This window comes from Marseilla massiliensis (assembly GCF_023336985.1).
In the GTDB taxonomy this organism is placed as follows: Bacteria; Bacteroidota; Bacteroidia; order Bacteroidales; family Bacteroidaceae; genus Prevotella; species Prevotella intestinigallinarum.
On sequence record NZ_JAMBLP010000001.1, the window covers coordinates 258,976 to 283,456 of the forward strand.

The 24,481-nt window shown below is 56.5% G+C and carries 17 protein-coding genes and 2 pseudogenes; 1 reads left to right on the top strand and 18 read right to left on the bottom strand.

The window, feature by feature from the left end; translation table 11 throughout:
- Positions 1 to 136: 136 nt before the first annotated feature.
- From M3089_RS00990 to serS, 4 genes are all read right to left on the bottom strand, one after another.
- Positions 137 to 865 (bottom strand): tRNA lysidine(34) synthetase, encoded by a 729-nt coding sequence (locus tag M3089_RS00990; protein ID WP_249081269.1) that lies wholly within the window; start codon positions 863 to 865, stop codon positions 137 to 139.
- Between the two features lie 10 nt (positions 866 to 875).
- Positions 876 to 1,244, bottom strand: a complete 369-nt coding sequence (locus M3089_RS00995; protein ID WP_205110318.1) for a DMT family protein — start codon at positions 1,242 to 1,244, stop codon at positions 876 to 878.
- Positions 1,241 to 3,598 carry a bifunctional dihydroorotate dehydrogenase B NAD binding subunit/NADPH-dependent glutamate synthase gene (locus M3089_RS01000; RefSeq protein WP_249081270.1) on the bottom strand — a complete coding sequence of 786 codons (2,358 nt, stop codon included), beginning with the start codon at positions 3,596 to 3,598 and terminating at the stop codon, positions 1,241 to 1,243. Before M3089_RS01000 ends, M3089_RS00995 begins: the two co-directional genes overlap by 4 nt.
- Before the next feature lie 97 nt (positions 3,599 to 3,695).
- Positions 3,696 to 4,985, bottom strand: coding sequence for a serine--tRNA ligase (gene serS, locus M3089_RS01005; protein WP_205110314.1), 1,290 nt, complete (start codon positions 4,983 to 4,985; stop codon positions 3,696 to 3,698).
- Positions 4,986 to 5,262: 277 nt separating this feature from the next.
- Between serS and pyk the strand changes: the two genes are divergently transcribed.
- A complete protein-coding gene (gene pyk / locus M3089_RS01010) occupies positions 5,263 to 6,702 on the top strand; it encodes a pyruvate kinase (protein WP_249081355.1) in 1,440 nt (479 codons plus the stop codon).
- On the opposite strand, the gene M3089_RS01015 is transcribed toward pyk, so the two are convergent.
- The 14 genes and pseudogenes from M3089_RS01015 to M3089_RS01080 all read right to left on the bottom strand — a co-directional run bounded on the left by M3089_RS01015 (position 6,599) and on the right by M3089_RS01080 (position 24,403).
- Positions 6,599 to 7,852 carry an ABC transporter transmembrane domain-containing protein gene (locus tag M3089_RS01015; protein ID WP_249081272.1) on the bottom strand — a complete coding sequence of 418 codons (1,254 nt, stop codon included), beginning with the start codon at positions 7,850 to 7,852 and terminating at the stop codon, positions 6,599 to 6,601. The two genes, pyk and M3089_RS01015, sit on opposite strands and share 104 nt — an antisense overlap.
- Positions 7,853 to 8,039: 187 nt before the next feature.
- A complete protein-coding gene (locus tag M3089_RS01020; protein ID WP_317236382.1) occupies positions 8,040 to 8,825 on the bottom strand; it encodes a class I SAM-dependent methyltransferase in 786 nt (261 codons plus the stop codon).
- Positions 8,801 to 9,412 (bottom strand): TetR/AcrR family transcriptional regulator, encoded by a 612-nt coding sequence (locus M3089_RS01025; RefSeq protein ID WP_249081276.1) that lies wholly within the window; start codon positions 9,410 to 9,412, stop codon positions 8,801 to 8,803. Before M3089_RS01025 ends, M3089_RS01020 begins: the two co-directional genes overlap by 25 nt.
- A gap of 278 nt (positions 9,413 to 9,690) precedes the next feature.
- Complete coding sequence (gene rpiB, locus M3089_RS01030) at positions 9,691 to 10,131, bottom strand: ribose 5-phosphate isomerase B (RefSeq protein ID WP_205110306.1); 441 nt, start codon at positions 10,129 to 10,131, stop codon at positions 9,691 to 9,693.
- Positions 10,132 to 10,138: 7 nt separating this feature from the next.
- Positions 10,139 to 12,157 (bottom strand): transketolase family protein, encoded by a 2,019-nt coding sequence (locus tag M3089_RS01035; RefSeq protein ID WP_249081278.1) that lies wholly within the window; start codon positions 12,155 to 12,157, stop codon positions 10,139 to 10,141.
- 22 nt (positions 12,158 to 12,179) lie between these two features.
- Positions 12,180 to 13,121 (bottom strand): annotated as a pseudogene (locus tag M3089_RS01040) (family 43 glycosylhydrolase); the annotation flags it as partial.
- Between the two features lie 63 nt (positions 13,122 to 13,184).
- Positions 13,185 to 15,056: pseudogene (locus M3089_RS01045) on the bottom strand (family 43 glycosylhydrolase); the annotation flags it as partial.
- An 11-nt stretch (positions 15,057 to 15,067) separates the two neighbouring features.
- Entirely contained in the window at positions 15,068 to 16,639 is a 1,572-nt protein-coding gene (locus M3089_RS01050) for an alpha-N-arabinofuranosidase (RefSeq protein ID WP_249081280.1), read from the bottom strand.
- 31 nt (positions 16,640 to 16,670) lie between these two features.
- The gene (locus tag M3089_RS01055) at positions 16,671 to 18,266 is read right to left on the bottom strand and encodes a xylulokinase (RefSeq protein WP_249081281.1); all 1,596 of its coding nucleotides are present in this window, start codon (positions 18,264 to 18,266) and stop codon (positions 16,671 to 16,673) included.
- Between the two features lie 114 nt (positions 18,267 to 18,380).
- Positions 18,381 to 19,910 (bottom strand): L-arabinose isomerase, encoded by a 1,530-nt coding sequence (gene araA / locus M3089_RS01060; RefSeq protein WP_205110298.1) that lies wholly within the window; start codon positions 19,908 to 19,910, stop codon positions 18,381 to 18,383.
- Between the two features lie 55 nt (positions 19,911 to 19,965).
- Positions 19,966 to 20,667: an L-ribulose-5-phosphate 4-epimerase gene (locus M3089_RS01065; RefSeq protein ID WP_249081282.1), complete on the bottom strand. Its 702-nt coding sequence runs from the start codon at positions 20,665 to 20,667 to the stop codon at positions 19,966 to 19,968.
- Between the two features lie 21 nt (positions 20,668 to 20,688).
- Positions 20,689 to 21,366, bottom strand: coding sequence for an NUDIX hydrolase (locus tag M3089_RS01070; RefSeq protein ID WP_249081283.1), 678 nt, complete (start codon positions 21,364 to 21,366; stop codon positions 20,689 to 20,691).
- Positions 21,367 to 21,441: 75 nt separating this feature from the next.
- Positions 21,442 to 23,187: a sodium:solute symporter gene (locus M3089_RS01075; RefSeq protein WP_249081284.1), complete on the bottom strand. Its 1,746-nt coding sequence runs from the start codon at positions 23,185 to 23,187 to the stop codon at positions 21,442 to 21,444.
- Between the two features lie 49 nt (positions 23,188 to 23,236).
- Positions 23,237 to 24,403, bottom strand: a complete 1,167-nt coding sequence (locus M3089_RS01080) for an aldose epimerase family protein (protein WP_249081285.1) — start codon at positions 24,401 to 24,403, stop codon at positions 23,237 to 23,239.
- Positions 24,404 to 24,481 lie beyond the last annotated feature (78 nt).

Genomic DNA, 24,481 nt, shown 5'->3' on the forward strand with positions numbered 1-24,481 from the left:
ATGCAATGCCAATGGTGGCATGGTGTCGCCCGGTAGTTCTTTTGTTTTGGTCTTTTCCTGTTTTCCAGTGGAAAGCAATTGCCTGGCTCATCCACATCGTAGTCGGGCAATTGCTTGCTATACCCTTAGCCGACAGTCATTCCACCAGCTTGCCTTCAGCATTGAGGGCATTCATGATGGAGTATTTTGCGTCGGGGTTTATCTTCTCGGCCTCGGCCAGCATCAGCTTGATGTCGGCGCGGCTCGAAGCCTTCTCATACGGGCACGTCTTAAGTTGCTTCTCATATTGCCTTATCTCGGCCAGCGCTTGAATGTCGGCTTCGGTCTCGAGGCAGAGCGGCCGTATGATGGTAAGCGGCATCTTGCGCATGGTGAGCCTGGCCGGCATGGTAGAGAAGTGGCCTTGCGAGAATACGTTCATCAGTGCCGTCTGCACAATGTCGTCGAGATGGTGGCCCAGTGCAATCTTGTTGCACCCAAGCTCTTGCGCCTTGTTGAATATCTCCTTCCGCCTGTACCATGAACACAGGAAGCAGGCCGGCTTTTTTGTTCCGGCATAGGCGTCAAACCGTGTTGTGACGATGTGGAGCGGCACGCCGAGGCCGCTGCAAAAATTCTGCAGGTAGGCTGTGTCAGTCTCGTAGTGTATGTTTTCCATCCTTATGTGTATGGCCTCGACCTTGAACAATGGGCGCTGTATGCGCATCCGTCTTGCAAGCAGTTCGAGCAGACAGAGAGAGTCCTTTCCGCCCGACAGCGCCACGAGGACCTTGTCGTTGTCCTCGATGAGGCTGTAGGCGGAAAGGGCTTTGTGAAACCTTTTCAGTATTCTCTGTTCCAGTTTGTGCTTTTCGGCGTCTGTCATCACTGTTCGCTTACTTCATGAAAACAAGGTAGACGGCGCATATTATGAGGAAGAACGCCAGGATATGGTTCCAGTGCAGCGTCTGCCCTTGGAACAGAATGTTGGCAATGACGGCAAACACACCGAGGCTTATGCACTCTTGCACCACCTTGAGCTGCACGAGGCTGAAGGGGCCGCCGTTGCCTTCGAATCCTATTCTGTTGGCCGGCACCTGGCAGCAATACTCGAAGAAGGCTATGCCCCACGAGAAAGCGATGACCCCTATGAGCGGCCAGCCCGCCGACGTGCCCGACTGCTGCAGCTTGAGGTGGCCGTACCAGGCGAGCGTCATGAACACATTGCTCATTACGAGCAGTATGATAGTGTACAGACCGTTCATTGCTTGCCTTTGGTTGATAGTTGTATGTCCATGCTGGCGGCAGCCTTTCGCCCGTCGCCCATGGCCAGGATTACGGTAGCCCCGCCGCGCACGATGTCGCCTCCGGCATAAATCTCGGGGCGCGAGCTCTGCATGTTCTCGTCTACCACGATGGTGTTCTTTCGGCCGAGCACAAGGTCTTTCACCGATTTAGGCACCAGCGGGTTGGGCGAAACGCCTATGGCCACAATCACCTGGTCTACGTCGAGCGTTACCGTCTTGCCCACCACCGGCACCGGGCTGCGGCGTCCGCTCTCGTCGGGCTGGCCGAGCTCCATCACCTGTAGCACAGCCTGGCACACGGCCCCGTTCTCGTCGGCCTTGTATTCTATCGGGTTGTGCAGCGTCAGGAAGTTTATGCCCTCTTCCTTGGCGTGCTTCACCTCCTCGAGTCGGGCAGGCATCTCGGCCTCCGAGCGCCTGTAGACCAACGTCACGTCGGCGCCCAGTCGCTTTGCGGTGCGGCACGAGTCCATGGCCGTGTTGCCTCCGCCGACCACGAGCACGTGCTTGCCGAAGTTTATCGGCGTGTCGGCAGTAGGGTTGGCGGCGTCCATCAGGTTGACCCTCGTGAGGTATTCGTTTGACGACATTATGTTGATAGAATTTTCGCCTGGTATGCCCATAAAGTTTGGCAGGCCAGCTCCGGAGCCGATGAATATCCCCTTGAATCCGCTTTCTTCCAGCTGTTCGATGGTGATAGTCTTCCCGATGATGCAGTCTGTCTGGAAATGCACGCCCATGCGGCGCAGGTTGTCAATCTCTACGTCGACAATCCTGTTGGGCAACCTGAACTCAGGTATGCCATACTTCAGCACTCCGCCAATCTCGTGGAGAGCCTCAAACACGTAGACATCATAGCCCTTCTTGGCCATGTCGCCCGCAAAGCTCAGTCCGGCAGGGCCCGATCCCACCACGGCAACCTTCATGCCGTTTGACGGGGCCATCTCGGGCAGTACGGCCTTGCCGCTCTCGCGCTCGTAGTCGGCTGCGAAACGCTCCAGGTATCCTATGGCCACGGCCGGCTCGTTCATCTTCAGGTGGATGCACCTGCTCTCGCATTGCTTCTCCTGTGGGCACACCCTGCCGCACACGGCAGGCAGCGACGACGTGTGCTTGAGCACCTTGGCGGCGTCTAGTATGTGGCCCCTCTCAATGTTCTTCACGAACGACGGTATGTCGATGCCCACCGGGCAGCCCTCAACGCAGGTAGGCTTTGCGCAGTCGAGGCAGCGCTTGGCCTCTCTGACAGCCATCTCGCGGGTGAGCCCTGTGTTCACCTCTTCGGTGCGTGTGGTGGCCCTGTAGGCCGGGTCGAGCTCCGGCATGGCCACCCGCTCTATGGCCGTGCGCTCCTTGGGTTTCATGCTTTTGCGCAGTTCCTGGCGCCACTGGGCGTTGCGGTCGGTCAGCGTCTCAATGGTGTCGCTGCCCTGCGGCTCGTCGGCAGTGGTGGCCACGGCCTTGCGGCTGTTGCCGGCCGATACGGCGTCGATGTGCTCCTCGAAGTGCTCCATCTCTTCTTTCTCGGCCCGTTTGAACGTACCCATTCGCTTGAACATCTCATCCCAGTCGACAAGGGCACCGTCGAACTCAGGCCCGTCGATGCACACGAACTTGGTCTTGCCCCCGATGGTGAGGCGGCAGGCGCCGCACATGCCCGTACCGTCGACCATGATGGTGTTGAGCGACACGTCGGTCGGTATGTTGTATTTCTGCGTCAGCAGGCAGCAGAACTTCATCATGACAGGCGGGCCTATGGCAAACACCTTGTCGATGTGCTCCTGGTTGATGAGCTTCTCTATGCCCACTGTCACCACGCCCTTCTCACCGTAGGAGCCGTCGTCGGTCATTATGATGGTCTGGTCGCTGTTTTTCCTCACCTCATCCTCGAGTATGATGAGGTCTTTGGTGCGTCCGGCCAGCACCGACAGCACCCTGTTGCCGGCCGCCTTGAGCGCCTTGATGATGGGAAGCATTGGGGCCACGCCCACGCCTCCGCCGGCGCAGATCACCGTGCCGAACTTCTCGATGTGTGTGGGATTGCCAAGCGGCCCCACAACATCGGTGATGCAGTCGCCCGCGTTGAGCCTGCACAGCTTGACAGACGACAGGCCCACGCGCTGCACCACAATGGTGATGGTGCCTTTGTCGGTGTCGGCGTCGGCAATGGTAAGGGGCACCCGTTCGCCCTTCTCGCCGACTCTCACGATTATGAAATTGCCCGCCTTGCGGCTCCTGGCTATCAGCGGGGCTTCAATCTCGAACAGGAATACGTTTTCCGAGAACTGTTCTTTGCGGATGATTTTGTTCATTGTTTAGTTTTTCTGATGTGTTGCGTGTAGTCGTTTCGCACGCTTGCATCAGCCCGCCGGCAGGTGTGTGGCCTTGCCGGCGGGCGTAGCATTGTGCTTAGAAGTTCTTGTCGTCGAGCATTTCGAAACCACAGTAGGGCACGAGGCACTTAGGCACCCTTATGCCCTCGGGCGTCTGGTTGTTTTCGAGTATGGTGGCCACTATGCGCGGGAGGGCCAGGGCCGAGCCGTTGAGCGTGTGGCATAGTTCAATCTTCTTGTCGTCGGCGCGGCGGTAGCGGCACTTCAGGCGGTTTGCCTGATAGCTCTCGAAGTTAGACACCGACGAAACTTCGAGCCAGCGCTTCTGTGCGGCGCTCCACACCTCGAAGTCGTAGCATATTGCCGAGGTGAAACTCATGTCGCCTCCGCACAGCCGCAGTATGTGGTAGGGCAGCTCGAGCTTCTTGACCAGGCCTTCCACGTGGTCGAGCATCTCCCTGAGGCTCTCGTATGAGTGCTCCGGCGTGTCGATGCGCACAATCTCCACCTTGTCGAACTGGTGCAGGCGGTTGAGCCCCCTCACGTCCTTGCCATACGAGCCTGCCTCGCGCCTGAAACAGGCAGAGTAGGCCGTGCGCTTTATGGGCAGGTCTTTCTCATCGAGGATGACGTCGCGGAAGATGTTGGTCACCGGCACCTCGGCAGTAGGTATGAGGTAAAGGTTGTCGAGGTTGCAATGATACATCTGCCCCTCCTTGTCGGGCAGCTGGCCTGTGCCGTAGCCCGATGCCTCGTTGACCACATAGGGCGGCTGCACCTCGAGGTAGCCGCTCTTGCGTGCCTCCTCGAGGAAGAAAGCCTCGAGGGCGCGCTGCAGGCGGGCCATCTTGCCGATGTAGATGGGGAAACCGGCCCCGGTGATTTTCACACCCATGTCGAAGTCTATGAGGTTGAACTTCTTGCAGAGGTCCCAGTGGCACAGGGCGTCGGCAGGCAGTTCGGGTATCACGCCGCCTTCCTTGACCACCACGTTGTCGGAAGCGTCCTTGCCCTCGGGCACGTCGTCGTTGGGCACGTTGGGGATGGTGCACAGCAAGTCGTGGAGCTCCTTCTCGGCGTTTTCCATGGTTTCCTGTAGCGCTTTGTCGGCCTGCTTAATCACGGCCACCTTGGCCTTTATCTCTTCGGCTTCGTCTTTCTTCCCCTGCTTCATGAGGCTGCCTATCTGCGCTGCCAGTTGCTTGGCCTCTTGCTTGGCCTTGTCAAGTTTCTGCTGCGCTTCACGGCGATTCCTGTCTATTTCGATTACCTTCTCGATAGTTTCTTTGGCACCGTCGAAGTGCTTCTTTTCAAGTCCGCGAATCACACGTTCGGTCTCCTCAGTGATGAGTTTGAGTGTAAGCATAATAGAAATATTTAAAACTTGTAGTTTATATTCTCAGGTGCAAAGGTAAGGAAAAAATGATAAACATGTGCCACACTGGCAGAAAAAATGTGTGTCTGCCGTGAGCCGCCGTAGCTGCGGGACGTGGGCGGTGGCCGTCGTCGGCCAATGCCGGGCAGCCATCGGGTGGGGCAGCTATGCATGTTGGCCGTTAAAGCTTTTCGGCATTTATTTTGCGGTCTCGCAAAAATAGTGTAACTTTGCATTGTGTTTACAACAAATCCGGATAATACAAATGATGAAACAAACAAAGATTGTGGCATCCATCAGCGACAGGAGATGCAGCGTAGACTTCATTCGTGAGCTTTTCGATGCAGGGATGAACGTAGTGCGCATGAACACTGCGCACGCATCGGCCGATGGCATACGCCAGATAATAAGGAATACCCGCAAGGTGTCACATCACATAGGCATACTGATTGACACCAAAGGGCCGGAAATAAGGACTACCGGCTGCCAGGAGCCCATCAGCTACAAGGCCGGCGACGTGGTGAAGATATTCGGGCGGCCGGAAATGGACACCGAGCACGACATAGTGAACCTGTCGTATGTCAACTTCGCCAATGATGTCCACGTGGGCGACGACATCCTCTTCGACGACGGAGCTATCGACATGAAGGTGATAGGCATCAACGGGCCGGCCGTCATTGCACAGGTACAGAACGACGGGGTGTTGGGCTCGCACAAGAGCGTCAACGTGCCCGGGGTGCACATCGACCTGCCTGCGCTTACCGAGAAGGACAAGGCCAACATCAACCTGGCTATCGACGAAGACATAGACTTCATAGCCCACTCGTTTGTGAGGAGCGCGGCAGATGTGGCTGCGGTGCAGGAGATACTCGACAGCCGCGGCAGCGACATCAAGATAATATCGAAGATAGAGAACCAGGAGGGAGTTGACAACATCGACGAGATTATCGAGGCTTCTTATGGCATCATGATTGCCCGTGGCGACCTTGGCATCGAGGTGCCAATAGAGCGCATACCGGGCATACAGCGCAGGATAATACACAAGTGCATACAGGCCAAGAAGCCTGTGATTGTGGCCACGCAGATGCTCCACACCATGATTACCAACCCGAGGCCCACGCGTGCCGAGGTGACCGACATTGCCAACGCCATATATTACCGTACCGACGCGCTGATGCTAAGCGGCGAGACTGCCTCGGGCAAATATCCCGTCGAGGCTGTCAGGACTATGGCTGCCATTGCCGAGCAGGCCGAGAAAGACAAGATGAAGGAGCACAACATTGCGGTGCCGCTCAGGGCCGACTGCGATGTGTCGGAGTTTCTTGCTTGGAACGCCATCGAGGCTACCGAGCGCCTGGGGGTGAAAGGCATCATCACCGACAGCAAGACGGGGCAGACAGCCCGCAACCTGGCTGCCTTCCGCGGGCCCAACCCCGTGTTGGCCATCTGCTATAAGGACAAGGTGCAGCGCTGGCTGGCGTTGAGCTACGGAGTGATTTCGGTGGCACAGCACGAGCAGATAGGTCAGAAGGAACAGTTCCTTGCAGCCCTGCGCATGCTCAGGCAGAAAGGCTATCTGAGCATGGACGACAAGATTGCGCACCTCAGCGGCAGCTTCGCCGTCGGCGGAGGCACGTCGTTCCTTGAAATAAACAAGGTGCGCGATGTGTTTGAGCGTTCGGGCGAGGTGCATCTGCCCAACGCTTGACAGGCGTCGCCAGGCACTCGTCGTGGCATAGACCGGTGGGCCATGGCTTGCAATATCTGCAGGCCATGGCCCACCGGCGTTGTAGTGTTAGGCATGACTCGCCCAAGGCGTGGCGCCACTGCCGGCAGCTTGCCAGCCGTGCCGGCTTGTGTTGCGGCCGGCCTTGCATGCCTGCAAGCGGCCTGAAAGCGTGCATGCTGTCGAGCCGGTCTATGGCTTCGGCTGCCTGGCCCACGGCCTGCCCTATGTACATGCTGCGCATTATGCTCTGTGAGAATACGGGAGTGATGAGTATGAACAGCAGCATGTCGAGCATCACTCCGGTCAGGCTCTCGCCGCCCGTGGCGAGCAATATTGCCACGGGTATGAGGGCAAAGACAAAACTGTTGACGACAACGGTGTAGAGAGACATGGGCAGTTGCCACAGTCCGGTGTAGCGCGAGGCCGTATGCTTATACTCCATTATTACGTTGTAGAAGTTTTTGAAAGAGTAAACCGTCTGCTGAAAAACCTTGACCACAGGTATGCCCCTGACATATTCAACGGCTTCGGTGTTCATCTTTTCGAGCAGGTTCATGTAGGCGGCCATGAACTCACGCCCTCGCGTGTTCATGGTGTGGCCCATGATGGCCATGGCAATGGCCACGGGGATGAGGCAAGTCAGGCCCGGCCGCGCGTTGAAAAACATGATCAGGGCTATTGAGGCCACCGGCACGAGCACCGTTCCGGCGAGGTCGGGCATTTGGTGGGCCACAAACGAGTGGGTCACTCCGGCGTTGTCGTCGATGACCTTGCGTATGCGGCCGCTCGTTGTGGTGTCGAAGAAGCCGAGTGGCATGGCCACCACCTTGGCCATGGACTCCTTGCGGATGTTGGTCTCCACGCGGAAGGCCACGAGATGCGAACATGCAAGCGAGGCGAAATAGAGCGCCACGCTGCCCACGGCGGCAATGCCTGTCCACAGGGCGTATGCCGCGATGTTGCCGTTGGCTTGCACCGGCGAACCGGCAAGCAGTACACGCATTATAAGCCATATCAGTATGTATGGCGCGATGCCTGCCAGCTCGCTCACGGCCGACAGGATGATGGCAACCGGGAATAGTTTTTTGCGGTTGCCCATGTAGTGAGTCAGTTTGTTTAATGTCTTCATTTATGGTGTAGTTTGGTTTACGACAAAGTATGTTGTCTGCCGTGTCATGACAATGCCGTCGGCAAGTCGGAATGCCGCCTTGCCCTGTCTGCTCGTCCATACCGACTGTTCCGTGCGGCCGAACGGATGATTCCGGCTTGCGCTAAGTATGGGCGGCCACGGCACCTGCAGCCTATTTGGCTGACGTCTAACCGGCTGTTGCTCCTTGGCGACGGGACTTCTCGGCCTGGGCGCGGGCATGTGGCTTGCGGGCGATGATGCATATCTCCTCGCCACGGCCATAGTTGATGCTTATGTCATCGAAGCAGGTGTTTGTCAGCACGTGGCCTATTCCTTCGGCCGAATGTACGGTCATGCCTTCTATACGGTTGGTCCAGAAAGTGTTGTTGGGGTTGCTTGCCTCGTTGCACACCATGAACAGGCCTCCGTCTTTTAGCACACGGTCTATCTGTCGGAATGCCCCGTTGAGGTCTGGCCAGAAATAAATGGTCTCGAAGGCAGTCACAATGTCAAACGAAGCGTCGGCGTAGGGCAGCAAGTCGGCACTGCCTTGCTCTATGGCGCAGCGTCGGCCCAAGGCGTGGCGGTTTTTCTTCCGGGCGAAGGCCACGCTCTCCGGCGACAAGTCGACGCCACACACGCGCCCCCGGCTGCACAGTTTCAGCATGCGGCTGATGTTGGCCCCGCCTCCGCAGCCAATGTCGAGCGCATCCCACTGTGGCATCCACTCCAGCATGCTCATGCCCCATTCGGCCACTCTGGCGTGGCCGCAGTTCATTCCGCGCAGCATCATCCGGCCCCAGAAGCCGTGGGGCTTGCGCGTGTTTTGCAAGATTCTGCTTATCAGTTTCATTCTCATTTTTGTTTGTTGTTTATGTTTATATACTGTAGGTCGGTCAGGCTGAATAATGAACGTACGGCGGTTTTGTTCACAAAAAAGGAGAGAGCTCATATCTTCATGAGCTCTCTCCATCCAGCAATTTCTATGGTCAGGTATTCGGTAATGGCCTTTCGGCGTTCTTGTGCCGCCACTCTCTGTCTGATGATTTCCTCAAACAGAGTGAACATCCAGATGGTGTGGATGCGCAACGAGAAGTCGGTCACGTCTGAACAAATGCCGGGATGGCGGTTCTTCATGTCGGCGAAGTAGGCCTTGACCAGTGACGTGGCCCTGTCGGTAAAGCGTTCGCGGAATGTGGCGAGCGACGAGTCTTGCGACTTAAAAAGCAGCAAGGCGAGGCGGTGGCTGTGGTTGCAAATAAGGTCGGTGTACTGGCTGACCATGCAGTCGAGGTATTTCTTGTCGCACATGTCCATTATGTCGCGGCCACAACTGCCATGGTGCTCCTCGAGCATGGTCTCGAGGTCTCTGACGGCCGGGGCGACAAGGCTACAGAACAGATGATCCTTGCTGCGGAAGTAGTTGTAGATGTTGCCCACTCCGGTGTGTGCGGCAGCTGCTATCTCGCGCATGCTCACCCCTGCGAAGCCCTTGGCCAAGAACAACTTTGCCGAGGCCTGCATTATGTCATTCCGTATATGGTCTTTTGTTACTTGCATCCTTGATGGCTTGTCACGATGCAAAGGTAGTGGTAATGGGGCTGTCGGGCAATACCCAAATGTGGTGATTTGCTAAAGGCATTGCATCCGGGAACATGAAGCCAGGTCTGGATTGAGTGCCGTGGGCGCGGTTGGCAGCCGTTGCGCCCGCCGTGTCGGGGTGGCATGCTGGCGAGGTGGCTTCATTGTTTCAATGTGACGGCATGGCGTCTCATGGCCTGCTCAAACAAATAAGGGGCCGCGACAACCGTCGCGGCCCCTATAAACAGAGTTTGCCATTAGTCTACCGGAATCTTGTCGATGCGCTTCTGGTGGCGCCCTCCTTCAAATTCGGTGGCAAAAAATTCGTCCATTATGCTCTTTGCCATGGCGTTGTCGATGAAGCGCCCGGGCATCACCAGAACGTTGGCGTTGTTGTGCTGGCGTGCCAGGTGAGCAATCTCAGGCATCCAGCACAAGGCGGCGCGTATGCCCTGGTGCTTGTTGAGAGTCATGCTTATGCCTTCGCCGCTCCCGCAGATGGCAATGCCGGGATAAACGTCGCCTGCCTCAATGCCCCTGGCCAAGGCGTGGCCATAGTCGGGATAGTCGCAACTGTCGGTAGAGTGGGTGCCGTAGTCCTTGTAGGCATAGCCGTGAGCCTTGCAGTATTCAATGACATACTGCTTCAGTTCGTATCCGGCGTGGTCTGATGCCAGACCTATTGTCTTTGTCTCCATGGCTGCATTATTCTGCGAGGAAGTCTTTCACCTGCTTGTAGACGTTCTCGGCCGTATAACCGAGTTTCTCGTCGAGCACCTTGTAGGGTGCCGAGAAACCGAAGCTCGGCATGCCGAACACACGCCCGTTGGCCCCTGCCAGGCCCTCAAGGGTCACAGGCAGCCCGGCTGTCATGCCGAACACCTTGGCGCCGTGGGGCAGCACGCTCTCCTGATACTCGCGGCTCTGGCTGCGGAACAGGCCTTCGCTCGGGGCGCTCACTATGCGCACCTTGACGCCGTCTTTGCGCAGCAGCTCGGCGCCGGCCACCAGTGTTGACACCTCGGAACCGTCGGCCAGCAGGATGATGTCGTAATCGTCGTCTGATCCGGCCACCACGTATGCACCCTTGCGGGCCTGCTCGTAGTCGTTGCCGGCGGGCAGCTTGGCAATGTTCTGGCGCGAGAAGATGAGGGCAGTAGGCGTCTCGGTGTTCTCCATGGCCATGGCCCAGCATACCGTTGTCTCGTCGGCATCGGCCGGACGGAACACGCGTACGCTGTCCTTGCCGTGGTGGTTCTTGAGTTTCTCCATAAGTCGTATCTGGGCTTCCTGCTCAACAGGCTCGTGGGTTGGGCCGTCTTCGCCCACGCGGAAGGCGTCGTGTGTCCAGATGAACTTGATGGGCACCTCCATGAGGGCAGCCATGCGAACGGCAGGCTTCATGTAGTCGGAGAACACGAAGAACGTGCCGCATGCAGGTATGACGCCGCCGTGCAGGTACATTCCGATGCACATGCAGGCCATGGTCAGCTCGGCCACGCCTGCCTGGAAGAACGCACCGCTGAAGTCGCCTGCCTGCAACGCGTGGGTTTTCTTCAGGAAACCGTCGGTCTTGTCGGAGTTTGACAGGTCGGCCGAGGCACATATCATGTTTGGCACCTGCTCGGCCAGCACGCCAAGGCATGCTGCGCTGGCAGCGCGGGTGGCAGCGCCTTCTTTCTGGGTGAGAACGCTCCAGTCTACCTTTGGTGCGTTGCCGCTGAACCATTCTTTCATGAGGGCGGCTTTCTCAGGGTTGGCCTTTGCCCACTCGGCTTCTTCGGCATGGCGCTGAGCAACTATCTTCTTCAGCTCTTCGCGGCGGTCGGCATAGATTTTGGCCACCTCGGGGAAAATCACAAACGGGTCGTCGGGGTTGCCGCCGAGGTTCTTTATAGTGTTGATGTAAGCGTCGCCGCCAAGCGGTGCGCCGTGGGTGCCGATGTTGTGCTCATAGCTCGTGCCGTCGGCCTTGAGCGCTCCCTTTCCCATTACGGTCTTGCCGATGATGAGCGTCGGGCGCTTCTCTTCTTTCTGTGCAGCCTTGAGGGCTTCGCGTATTTCGTCGGCGTCGTTGCCGTTGATGTTGATAACGTTCCATCCCCATGCCTTGTACTTGGCCTCGGTGTCTTCGTTCATCACCACGTTGCACTCGGTTGAGAGCTGTATCTCGTTGGAGTCGTAGAACATTATGAGGTTGTTGAGGCCCAGGATGCCTGCTATGCGGCCCGTGCCCTGGGATATCTCTTCCTCTATGCCGCCGTCGGAGATGTAGGCATATATCTTGTGCTTCATCACCTCCTTGCCCAGGCGGGCCTCAAGGAATTTCTCTGCTATCGCGGCACCTGCTGCAAACGTGTGTCCCTGTCCGAGGGGGCCCGACGTGTTTTCTATGCCGCGCTCTATGTCGCGCTCGGGGTGTCCCGGGGTGGGCGAGCCCCACTGGCGGAACTGCTTCAGCTCTTCGAGCGAGAACTTGCCCTGCATGGCGAGTGCCGAATAGAGCATTGGCGACATGTGGCCCGGGTCGAGGAAGAAGCGGTCACGGCCTTCCCATGACGGGTTTTCGGGGTCGTAAACAAGGAATTCCGAGAAAAGCACATTGATGAAATCGGCTCCGCCCATGGCTCCTCCGGGGTGGCCCGACTTGGCTTTTTCGACCATTGATGCAGCCAGTATGCGTATGTTGTCGGCTGCAAGTGTCATAACTTTCTTGTCGTTCATGATTGTTTGTTTTTTTATGTGGTTATTTGATTGCCTTGATTCCTTTGTGGGTAGGTATCGTGCGCTTTATCGTTCCGTCGGCGTTGAACTCCATCTTGTCGATGCACACCTCGCGGTGGTAGCCCGGCCCTTTGTCCTTGGGCAGGTAGTTTTTGTTTATCCGGTGGTATACTATGTACCATTCGTCTTTCCCCGGCACCTTGAGTACACTGTTGTGCGCCGGGCCGTAGATTTCGGATTCGGGCTCTTGGATGAGTATGATGGGGTCTTTAGCCACCTCAATGGGGCCGAGCGGCGACTTGCTCGTGCCGTAGACGACGTGGTAATTGGGTGAGCCTGTGTCGTCGACGCTCCAAAGGAAGTAGTAGAGCCCGTTGCGCTTGAACACGTAAGGGGCTTCGCGGTATTTGTAGTCGCTCAGGCTGCCGCCCCGCGGGGTCATCAGCTTCAGCGTGGTTGTGTCTATCGACGTCATGTCGGGGTTGAGCCTGGCTCCGGCCATGTAGCCGTTGCCCCAGTATAGGTAGTCGATGCCGGTGTCGGGGTCGTTGAACACGTCTACGTCAATCTGCTGGCCGTTCTTCAGTCCGGCCGGCCTTTTGTTGACAATGGGGTGGCCCAAGTCGACGAAAGGCCCTGTAGGACTGTCGGCCACGGCCACTCCGATGGCCTTGGCGTTGCCTGCGTTGCCGCTGTAATAGAAGAAATACTTGTATTGTCCGTCAACCTTTTTCTCGATGATTGCCGGTGCCCAGGCGTTGCCGCTTGCCCACTTGGTGTCTTTGCACACGTCGAGTATTATGCCTTCGTCGCGCCAGTCGACCAGGTTGTCGGACGAGAAGCATGTGAAATACCATCCTCCCCATCCTGGATGTCCGTCGGTGGTGGAGTAGATGTAGTAGCGCCCGGTTTTCTCAGAGTACAGTATCTCGGGGTCGGCGTGCATGCCCGGCAGTATCGGGTTGCCGCTCCACTCCTTGAACTGCATGCCTTCTGTTGATGGATTGATTTTCTTTATCGTTCCGTCGGGATTGTATTCCATCGGTTCGGCCACCACAGAGCGGCTGTAGCTTGTGCCTTCAGGCAGGCCGCCGTTGTGGGAGAAGAACACCCACTTGTCGCGGAAGTTTACGATGGCAGGGTGGGTTGTGTTGCTGTTGCCGGCAATTTCGGATATTATGCCTTTCACTTCGTATGGGCCGGTCACCTTGTCTGCCATGGCGTAGGCAATCTTCTCAGGCCATTCTGAGGCGTAAGTAAGGTAGTACTTGCCGTTGTACTTGTGTACCCAAGGAGCCTCGGTGAAGGGGTGCGAGGCGTCAATGGCCACTTGGTGTATGTCGCCGTCGGTCTCAATCATGTTTTCCTTGAGCTTCACATAGTAACACTCCCGGTTGCCCCAGAACAGGTAAGCCTGCCCGTCGTCGTCGATGAAGACAGCCGGGTCGATGCATGCCCATCCGTGGGTAGAGGCGAAACAGTCTTTCTTTGTGAGCAGAGGCTTGCCCAAGGCCTCTGTGTAAGGCCCTTCGGGGCGGTTGGCCACGGCCACGCCGATGCCGCCAGAGTTGGTGCTCACATACCAGTAGAACTTGCCGTTGCGCTCTGCCACGTGTCCGGCGTAGGCAGGTCTGTTCTTGGCCCAGCTGAAGTCGGTGGGGCGGAGCGGCACGGGGTATTCGGTCCAGTGCTTCATGTCGGTGGTTGAGAACACCAGCCAGTCTTTCATGGTGTAGCCGCGCTGGTTGCCGGCAAAGTCTTCGCCGGTGAAGAGCCACAGCGTGTCGTTGTGTACTAATACCGCCGGGTCGGCCGTGAACTTGTGCTTGAATATCGGGTTGCCGTTGCTCTCGATGTCGTGTTTGAGCACATAGCCCCATTTTGACTGCACCCGGTCAAGTTCTTCGGCGGTGAGCGAAGTCACCGTCCCGTGCCTTGGGAAGAAGTCTTTCCTGAAAGACTGTGGTTTGCTTGTAAACGTCTTGAGGTCTTTCGATGTCTGATACTCATACCTTCCGCTGGAATACAGATCGTACATGAGCACGTATTCGTCGCGGTCGTTGAGCTTGAACACGCTTGAACCCTCCACGTGAGTCTTCGTGCCGGCGTAAGAGTCTACATACTTGAAGTCTTCTTTCCATTTGCCGAGCAGGCTGCGCGAGGTGGCCTGCTGTATGCCGTTCTTCACCTCCTTGCCCTCTTCGTTCTTTGTGTTGCCTTTATAAAAGAGGTGGTAGGTGCCGTCTTTGTAGATGATGTCGTTGTCAATGCTGCCATACTTGGCGCTGAAAAGCACCTTGGGCTCGCCTTCAAACCCTGTGAAGTCGTCATTGGCGTAAGCGTAGTAAGTTATGAGCGACTTGCGGTCGTTGCGTTGCAGCGTGAAGTATATCATGTACTTGCCGACCTTTTTGTCGTATATGGTCTGCGGAGCCCATACCCAGTAGGCGTCGCCGAAGTTCTCCGGGTAGTCTTTAGACAGGTTAATCTTCGCATGCGTCCAGTTGACGAGGTCGTCGGACTTCATCAGCACGATGCCCGGGTTCTCCTTCCAGCCATGCTTCCTGGTGTTCATGTCAGTGGCAACGATGTAAAACGTGTGGCCGTCTTCGCCTCGCAGGATGTGCGGGTCGCGTATTCCGCCGCTCTCGCTGATGGTGTCTGAGCTTACCACAGGGCGGTTTTTGTTGAGTGCAAACCAGTTCTTCGCGTCTTCGCTGACGGCAAACCTCAGGTGTTCCTGCTTGTCGGCGTCGCCCGTTCCCTCAAAGTAAGCGAATATGTATCCTTTGTATGGCGATGCCTGCCTGTGGCTTTTGCGTGCTCCGGCAGCCGAAATGGCTGCCGTGCACAGCATAAGCGTTGCGGCAAGTATGGTCTTGTTGGTGATTTTGTTCATGCCGTTGAGCGTTACTTAACGTTTATTACCACGATGGATTTGGCAGGTATCTGCATCTTGATCGTTCCTTTCTTGAGCTTGGCCCCTTTGAATTCTTGAGGCGCAACGACGTTGGGGTGGTCGAAGTCGTTGTAGTCGGCAATCGACTTGCTGCTTAATATCCGTCCGCTAACTGCCTTGGGAGCGTTGTTTCCGAGCGCAATCTCAACGTCTTGGTTCTCGTCCAGGCTCACATTGGCCAGCGAGATGATTAGCGAACCGTCGGCCTGTTTAGCTGCCGACGCGCTCACCAGAGGTATGCGGCGCCCGTCCTTGGCATGGCTGTCGCCCCTGACGTCCATGCTGTCGCATGTAAGCGTGAGGGGGAGGCTGGTGGCTCCCATGAACCCCTTGTACATCTCAAACACGTGGTATGTCGGTGTGAGCACCATGTGACCGGTTCCCTTGGTGTCGGTAAGAATCATAGACTGCAGCACATTGACCACCTGTGCGATGTTGGCCATGCGCACCCGGTCGGTGTGGCGGTGGAAGACATTGAGCGTCAGCGCAGCCACAAAGGCGTCGCGCATGGAGTTCTGCTGGTAGAGGTGGCCTTTTACGGTGCCGGGTTCCTCGTCCCACCATGTTCCCCATTCATCTACGAGCAGCCCTATTTGCTTCTTCGGGTCTTTCTTGTCCATGATTTGCGCGTGGCGCTCAATCACGTCTTCTATCTCGAGGCACTTTCCGATGGTCCAGTAATAGTCGTTGTTGTCAAACTTGGTGGCCGAGCCTTTGCTGCCGCTCCATCCGGTCACGGTGTAGTAATGCAGCGAGACGCCGTCCATGCGGTGGCCTATGTTGTCCATGAGCACGCGAGTCCAGTTGTAGTCGTAGTCGCTTGCGCCGCTCGCAATCTTGTAGAGCTTGTTGCCGTCGTAGTTGCGGCAGTAAACCGAATAGCGCCTGTAGAGGTCTGAGTAGTATTCCGGCCTCATGTTGCCGCCGCATCCCCAGCTCTCGTTGCCCACGCCGAGGTATTTTACGCGCCACGCCTTGTCGCGCCCGTTTTTGCGCCTCAGGTTGGCCATCGGGGTGTCACCGTCGCTTGTCATGTACTCAACCCACTTGGCCAGTTCCTCGACCGTGCCGCTGCCGACGTTGCCGCTGATGTATGGTTCGCAGCCCAGCATTTCGCAAAGGTTCAGGAATTCGTGTGTGCCAAACGAGTTGTCTTCTATCGTTCCGCCCCAGTTGTTGTTCTGCATCTTTGGCCGCTGTTCCCTTGGGCCTATCCCGTCCATCCAGTGGTACTCGTCGGCAAAGCACCCGCCGGGCCAGCGCAGCACCGGCACCTGCAGCTGCTTGAGCGCGTCGAATACGTCTTTGCGGTAACCCTTGATGTTGGGTATGGGCGAATCCTCGCCGACCCACAGTCCGCCATAGATGCAAGAGCCGAGGTGTTCGGCAAATTGTCCGTATATCTCCTTGTGGATAATGTTCTTCCCACCGTCGGTCGATATGGTGATTTGGGCTGTGTTGCCGGCCGAGGCATAAAGGCTGGCGGCAAGGAACAGTCCACAGGCAAAGAGTTTGTTGCTCATTCGTCGATATGTTCTATTAATAATACGTATGTCAGTTGTATTTCACTGCTGCTGCTTCTATGGGCAGGCATCTGTTGTACTTCTTGATGTAGGCGTTGAATCCGGCCACATCCTCTGGTGTCGGCGCAATCTCGGTGCCTTGGTTACCGGCAAACACCTTCTCGTCGAGGAATTCAGGCAGAGACAGGTTTGCCGTGTTGTTGACGAGATACGACCCTAAGATGGCCATGCCCCACGGTCCGCCTTCGCCGGCTGTCTCCATTACGGATATCGGAGAGTTGAGCGCTGCTGCCAGGATGCGCTGTCCCACGCCCTTGGTCTTGAACAAACCACCGTGCCCGGTTATCTTGTCCACCTTGATGTGCTCGTCGTTGAACAGGATGTCGTTGCCTATCTTGAGCACGCCGACGGCTGCGTAGAGGTTGGCCCTCATGAAGTTTGCCAGAGTGAATTTGTCGTTTGCCGAGCGCACGAACATCGGCCTGCCTTCTGCCATGCCGGTGACGGGCTCGCCGGAAAAATAGTTGTACGACAGCAGTCCGCCGCAGTCTGCCGCTCCCTTGAGCGCGTGGTTGTACAGCTTCTCGTAGACTTGGTTCATGTCGACGGGCATTCCCATCAGTTCCTGGTATTCCTTGAAGAGGTTGACCCACGCGTTGAGGTCTGACGTGCAGTTGTTGCAGTGGACCATCGCCACCGGGTTGCCGTCGGGTGTGGTCACGATGTCTATCACCTCGTAGGGCCTTGACAGGTCTTTCTCGAGCACAATCATCGAGAACGACGACGTTCCTGCCGACACGTTGCCCGTGCGCGGCTTGACAGCATTGGTGGCCACCATGCCTGTTCCGGCGTCGCCTTCGGGCGGGCAAACGGGTATTCCGGCCTTCAGGTGCCCCGACACGTCAAGGCGCTTGGCGCCCTCGGGTGTGAGGAAGCCTGCGTTTTTGCCTGCCGGCAGCACCCTTGGCAATATGTCGGCCAGTTTCCACTGGTATCCCCTGTCGGCTACCAGGTTGTCGAATTTTTCTATCATTGCAGCCGAGTAGTTCTTTGTTTGCGGGTCGATGGGCAGCATTCCCGATGCGTCGCCTATGCCCAGCACCCTTTCGCCGGTGATGAGCCAGTGGATGTATCCGGCCAGCGTTGTGAGGTAGTCGATGTCTTTCACGTGCTCCTCGTTGTCGAGAATGGCCTGGTACAAGTGGGATATGCTCCATCTGAGCGGTATGTTGAAGACAAAGAGGTCAGACAGTTCGGCGGCAGCCTTGGCCGTGTTGGTGTTTCGCCATGTGCGGAACGGCACCAGTATCTCTTGCTGCTTGTTGAATGCCATGTATCCGTGCATCATTGCGCTCACGCCTATTGCAGCAAGGGTTTCTATTTCTATGTCGTATTGTTCTTTTACGTTTCTCCGCAAGTCGGCATAGCAGTCTTGCAGCCCATACCATATCGCCTCGATGCTGTAAGTCCACAATCCGTCCACCAGTTGGTTTTCCCAAGTGTGGCTTCCTTGTGCTATTGGTCTGTTTTCAGGGTCTATCAATACGGCCTTGATGCGTGTTGAGCCAAATTCTATGCCGAGTATGGCCTTGCCGTTTTCTATAATTGATTTAGCGTCAGTATTCATATTGGTAATTATAAGTTGATAATGTATGGTGATGAAAGTAACCATAAGAAGTTCCGTGGCTGCCTGTCGAGACAGCCCTGGAACTCCTTTTAGCTTATGTTGAGGCCGCGGGGCTTAGCAAAGCGCCTTGTTCAACATGTAGTAAACCTCGTTGAAGCGCAGTTCCTTGCGGAAGTCGTCGACGGTGGTCTTGTCGTTGATGATGACACACTCTATGCCGGCAATCTCGGCATAGTCCTGCCAATACTCGTCGGTAAGGTCGTAAGAGAAGCAGCTGTGGTGTGTGCCGCCGGCATATATCCAGCATCCGGCTCCCACCTCGAAGTTGGGCTGGGGTATCCAGAGTGCCGATGCCACAGGGAGCTTGGGCAGAGGCTTGGGCTCGATGCAGTCGACGTCGTTGACAATGAGGCGGAACCTGTTGCCCATGTCGACCACTGTTGCCGTTACGCCCTTGCCCACCTTGGATGTGAACACGAGGCGTGCGGTCTGGCTCTTGCGTATGCCTATGCCGAGGAAATGGACTTCAAGGCGTGGCTTGGCGGCGGCTATGAGCGGGCAAACCTCGAGCATGTGTGCCTGGAGGATGGCACTTTGCTCACCGTTGAAGTTGAGGGTGTAGTCCTCGAGGAACGAGCATCCGCCGCCCATGCCCTGGTTCATTACCCACAGGGTGCGGTAGAGTGCGGCCGACTTCCAGTCGCCCTCGGCTCCGAAGCCGTAGCCTTCGGCCATCAGGCGCTGCGATGCGAGACCCGGAATCTGGTCGAAGTGGCTGCCCTCGGTCTGTCCGAGGTCGTCGAAGTTTGTCGTGAATCCCTTGGCGCCCTTGGCTTTCAGTATGGCGCGTATGGCCAGCTCGGCCTTGGCGGCGTTCCAGATGACGGCGTAGTTCTCGTTGCTCTCATCCTCGAGGGCGGCGTCGTGGTCATAGAGCTTGAAGTATTCGGCCACGAGAGCCTTCACCTCTTCGTCCTTCACCTGCTTCTGGCATTCCATCAGCTCGCTCACGGGGCAGTAGTCAACGTGGTATCCCATCACCTGCTCGGCGGCCACCTTGTCGCCGTCGGTCACTGCTACATTGTTCATCTGGTCGCCGAAGCGGATGATGAGCATGTCCTGTGCGTCGGCCCAAGCAGCGCACACGCGCTCCCATACGGCTATGTGGTCTTGCGTCTTCTCCTCTTTCCAGTATCCCACAACGAGCTTGCGGCGTATGCGCATCCTCGAGATGATGTGGCCAAACTCGCGGTCTCCGTGTGCGCTCTGGTTCAGGTTCATGAAGTCCATGTCCATGGTGTCCCATGGAATCTCTGCGTTGAACTGTGTATGGAGGTGGAGCAGCGGCTTGTGCAGTATCTGCAGGCCGTGAATCCACATCTTTGCAGGCGAGAAGGTGTGCATCCATGTGATGACGCCTACACACTTCTTGTCGTTGTTGGCCTGTGCGAAGATGTCGGCCACTTCCTTAGAGCTGTTGGCCGTCCCTTTGTAAACCACCTTTATGGGCAGCCGTCCCGACTCGTTGAGTCCGTCGACCATTATCTTTGAATGACCGTCAACCTGTACGACGGCGTCGCCTCCGTAAAGGAGCTGAGCTCCTGTTACGAACCATACTTCTAAGTTCTCGAATGCTTTAACCATAGTTGTCTGTCTGTTTTTAGTTATGAAATGTTTTGTTATGTCTTTTGTTCCGGTTTTACTTCTTTTTCTGTCCATAGTAAGCGTTAGGGCCGTGCTTGCGGCTGAAGTGCTTCTCGACGAGCAGCGGGTTCATGGTTGTGGCGGGGTTGACGGCAAACGACACGAATGCCATCTTGGCCACCTGCTCCATCACCACGGCGTTGTATACGGCGTTGTCGGCGTCTTTTCCCCATGCGAACGGCCCGTGGTTTTTCACCAGCACGCCAGGTGTGTGCACGGGGTTGATGCCCCCATCGTTGAGGCGGCGCACGATGACGTTGCCCGTTTCCAGCTCATAGTCGCCTTTCACCTCGGCTTCGGTCATGTCGTCGGTGCATGGTATGTCGTCGTGGAAGTAGTCGGCATGCGTCGTCCCGATGTTGGGTATGTCCTTGCCGGCTTGCGCCCAGGCCGTGGCGTAGGTAGAGTGGGTGTGCACTATGCCGCCAATCTCGGGGAAGGCCCTGTAGATGACGAGGTGTGTGTGGGTGTCTGACGAGGGGTTGAGGTCGCCCTCTACCACCTTGCCCGTGTTTACGTCAACCACCACCATGTCTGATGCCTTCATCGTGTCATAGCTCACGCCCGACGGCTTGATTACCACGAGGCCTTTTTCGCGGTCTATCGCCGAGACGTTGCCCCATGTGAATATCACCAGGTTATGCTTCACCAAGTCCAAGTTGGCCTTGAATACTTTTTCTTTCAGTTCTTCTAACATGATTGTATGCTTTTGTTTTGTTTACAGCTTGAAGTTGGGGTCTTCGTTGTAGGCCATTTTGTTGAACCTGTAGAGATAGGCCCCACGCTTCGAACTGGTCTTGTCTATCAGTTCTGTCTTCTCGATGAAGTCCATTTCCTTTATCCTCTTGCGGAAGTTCCGCTTGTCGACCTTCTCGCCGCACACGGCTTCGTAGAGCTTTTGCAGTTGCGTCAGCGTGAACAGCTTCGGCAGCAGGTTGAAGCTTATCGGCTCGTGCGATATCTTGCGCTGCATCATCTTGTGGGCCTTGGCCACCATGGTGTTGTGGTCTGAATACATTTGCGGCAGGTCGTTGACCGGCACCCACTTCAGCCCGTGCTCCTCCTGCAGGTTGCTGTCGTAGTCTTTCACGTTTATCAGGGCATAGTAGGCAATTGATATTACCCGCTCTCCGGGGTCACGGTCTACGTTGCCGAAGGCCCCCACCTGCCTCATGTATATGTTTCTCAGGCCCGTGAGCTGGAACAGCACGCGGTTGGCTGCGTCGTCAACGCTTTCGTCGTCGTGGATGAACCCTCCGTAGAGCGACCACTGGTCGCGCCCCGGATCCATCTTGCGCTTGCCGATGAGTATCTTCAGCTCACCCTCGTCGAAGCCGAAGATGATGCAGTCGACAGACACAAGTACTTTGGAATATTCTTCGTAATATGTTGTCATCAGTATTCTTTTGATTTTATTGATGCCACCGGGGCAGCCAGGCGTAAGTGCCGTGCCGGCCCGGTGGCATGTTGCTTACCAGAAGTAGATGTAGAAGGCGGCGCACAGGGCCACTACGCCGAGCGATGCCACGACGTCCCATACGTTCCAGCTGTCGCGTATGGCCTTCTTGTAGCTACCTGTGAAAGTTATGGCCTCAATCTGCTCCTTGCTGGGTTTCGGCGTGAAGCACGAGATTATGAACATGGCCACAATGATGAACACGAGCAGCCAAACCTCGAATATGAGCCAGTTGGTCTGCCAGAACCATGTGGTGTTCTCCCAGAAGGCACCCTCCATGGTGGCCTTGCCCGAGTTGGTGAGCACGTTGGTCAGCAGTCGGAGCATGCCGATTAGGAAGCCGCCGATGAGGCCCCATTCGCCGGCTTTCGGCGTTATGCGCTTCGAGAATATGCCCAGGGTGAACACCGCCACCATGGCCGGGGCTATGAGCGACTGGATGTCTTGCAGGTAAGAATACAGGTTGCCCATGTTCATCATTATAGGCATCCACGCCAGTCCGAGCAGCACCACCACTACCGTGGCCACGCGGCCAACAAACACATAGTGGCTTTCGCTCATGCCCTTCTTCATTGGCTTGTAGAAGTCTTCGGTGAAGAGGGTGGCGCAGCTGTTGAAGAATGCGGCCAGCGATGCCACCAGCGCGCAGATGAATCCGATGGTCACGAGGCCCTTGACGCCTGCCGGCAGGATGTTCTTTACCATCATTGCGAACGCGCCGTCGGTGTCGTGAGAGTTGGTTATGTCCATGATGATGCCGCTGCCTGCTTTCTGTGACAGGGCGAAAGCCACCATTCCCGGTATGAGGAACATGAACACGGGCAGCAGTTTGAAGTAGCCGGCAGCTATGGTGCCGCGGCGCGCGCGCTTCATCACGGTCGTATTGTCCTCACCCTTGGTCTGTCCGAGCACACGCTGAACGATGTGCTGGTCGGTGCACCAATACCAGAAACCGATTATCGAGGCGCCGAGGAACACCACGTAGCCCGGGAACTGCGGGTACATCGGGTCGTCGGGATTGGTGTGGAACATGTGTGTCGTGCCGAATCCGTCGTGGGCTGCGTTGCACACATCCATCATCTGCGACCATCCTTCCACTATGCTGCCGTTGCCGAGCATGCTCAGGCCAAGGAAGAGCACGAGGAATGAGCCTATGATGAGGATGGGGGTCTGTATGGCCGACAGCGTCATCACGCCCTTCATGCCGCCGAACACGGTGAACACGGCCGTGATGGCTATGAGGCCAATGGCGCCGTACCAGAACGGCAGCCCGAGCAGGTATTCAAAGAATATGCCGCCGGTGAACGCAGTCACCGACACCTTTGTGAGCACGTAGGCAATCAGGGTGATTATCGACAGCCACGAACCCGTGCGCTGTGTGTAGCGGAACTTCAGGAAGTCGGGCATGGTGATGATCTTGCCCATCTTGGTGTTGAGCAGCTGGTAGAACGGCACGAAAAGCCAGCCGAGGATTAGTATCATCCATCCCTGCATCTCCCAGTGGGCCATGCCCACGCCGTCTTTCGCTCCGGTGCCGGCCAGTCCGACCAGGTGCTCGGAGCCGATGTTGGCCGCGAAGATGGCCGCGCCTATGATATACCATGGCTCTCCCTTGCCAAAGAGGTAGTCTTGGCTGTCGGCGCCCTTCATCTTCTCCCTGTCTTTCTTTATGCTGCGGTATATTGCCCATACTATGGCCACCACTCCTACGGCGAGCACAGCCCAGTCGAGCCAAATGAATTCGTTTGTGTTCCAGTTCATTTCCTTAAGTTGTATGTATGTGTTTTATGCTTCTGTTTGTTGGTGTCTCTCATTTTACGCTGAACTTGTATGCCACGTGGCTGTGGTATTTCTCGCCCGGCTTGAGGTAGGGCGACGGCCAGTCTTTCTTGTTCGGCGAGTCGGGGTATTTCTGGCTTTCAAGGCATACCGACACGTGCTTCGGGTATTTCACGCCGTGCTTGCAGCTTACGCCTGTGCCCTGGAAGTTGCCGGTGTACACCTGCACGCCAGGCTCGTTGGTGAACATCTCGAGGAAAATGCCCGTCTTGGGTGAATAGAGCGATGCCGCAACGGTCTTGTCGTCGCCTTTCCCGTCCTTGTAGGTGTTGAGGCACCAGTTGTGGTCGTAGCCGCTGGCGTTCCTTATCTGTTCGAAGGTGGAGTCGTTCACGGTCTGCTCAAGTGCCCTCGGTGTGCGGAAGTCCATCGGCGTGCCTTCAACTGGGCTTATCTCGCCGGTGGTCATGTAGGTAGAGTCGGCCGGTGTGTAGTTGTCGGCGTTGATGTAGAGCACCATGTCCATGCCTTCGGTCGACGGGTCGCCGTTCAAGTTGAAGTAGCTGTGGTTTGTCATGTTTATCACGGTCTCTTTGTCGGTCGTGGCATCAAAGCTGATGTCGAGTGTGTTGTTATTTAATAAGGTGTAAGTGGTTGTCGCTGTTACTGTGCCGGGGAATCCGTTGTCGCCGTCGGGCGAAACGATGGTCAGTTTCAGTGTCGAGTCGTTGGGCTGCTCGGCGTCGTACACCTGGTACATCCATCCGCTGGGCCCGCCGTGCAGGCAGTGGCCGAAGTTGTTTTGCGGAAGCTGGTATTCCTTGCCCTCAACGGTCAGCCGGCCCTTGTTGATGCGGTTGGCGTAGCGTCCTACCGACGAGCCGAAGTCGCTTGGCGAGCTCACCGTGTCGGCATACTGGGCCAGGTTGTCATAGCCGAGCACCACGTCGGTGGGCTTGCCGTCTTTGTCGGGCACGACAATCGATACCACCCGGCCGCCGAAGTTGGTTATGCAAACTTCCATGCCGCTCTTGTTTGTCAGTGTGTACAGGGCTGTTTTCTTGCCGTTGATAACAGAGTCGAATGCCGCGGGATTCAGTCCGGAGACAGTCACAGCCGTCTGATGCTCTGATGTGCAGGCCGTGAACATTGCCGCAGCAATGCCGAGCCCTGCAATAGATACCTTAAGGTTGTTCATTTAAAATAGTATTTTAGTTATTGTTTATAGATATTGCCTCTTGTTTAACAGGCTGTAAATTTACTGCTTAATTCTGAC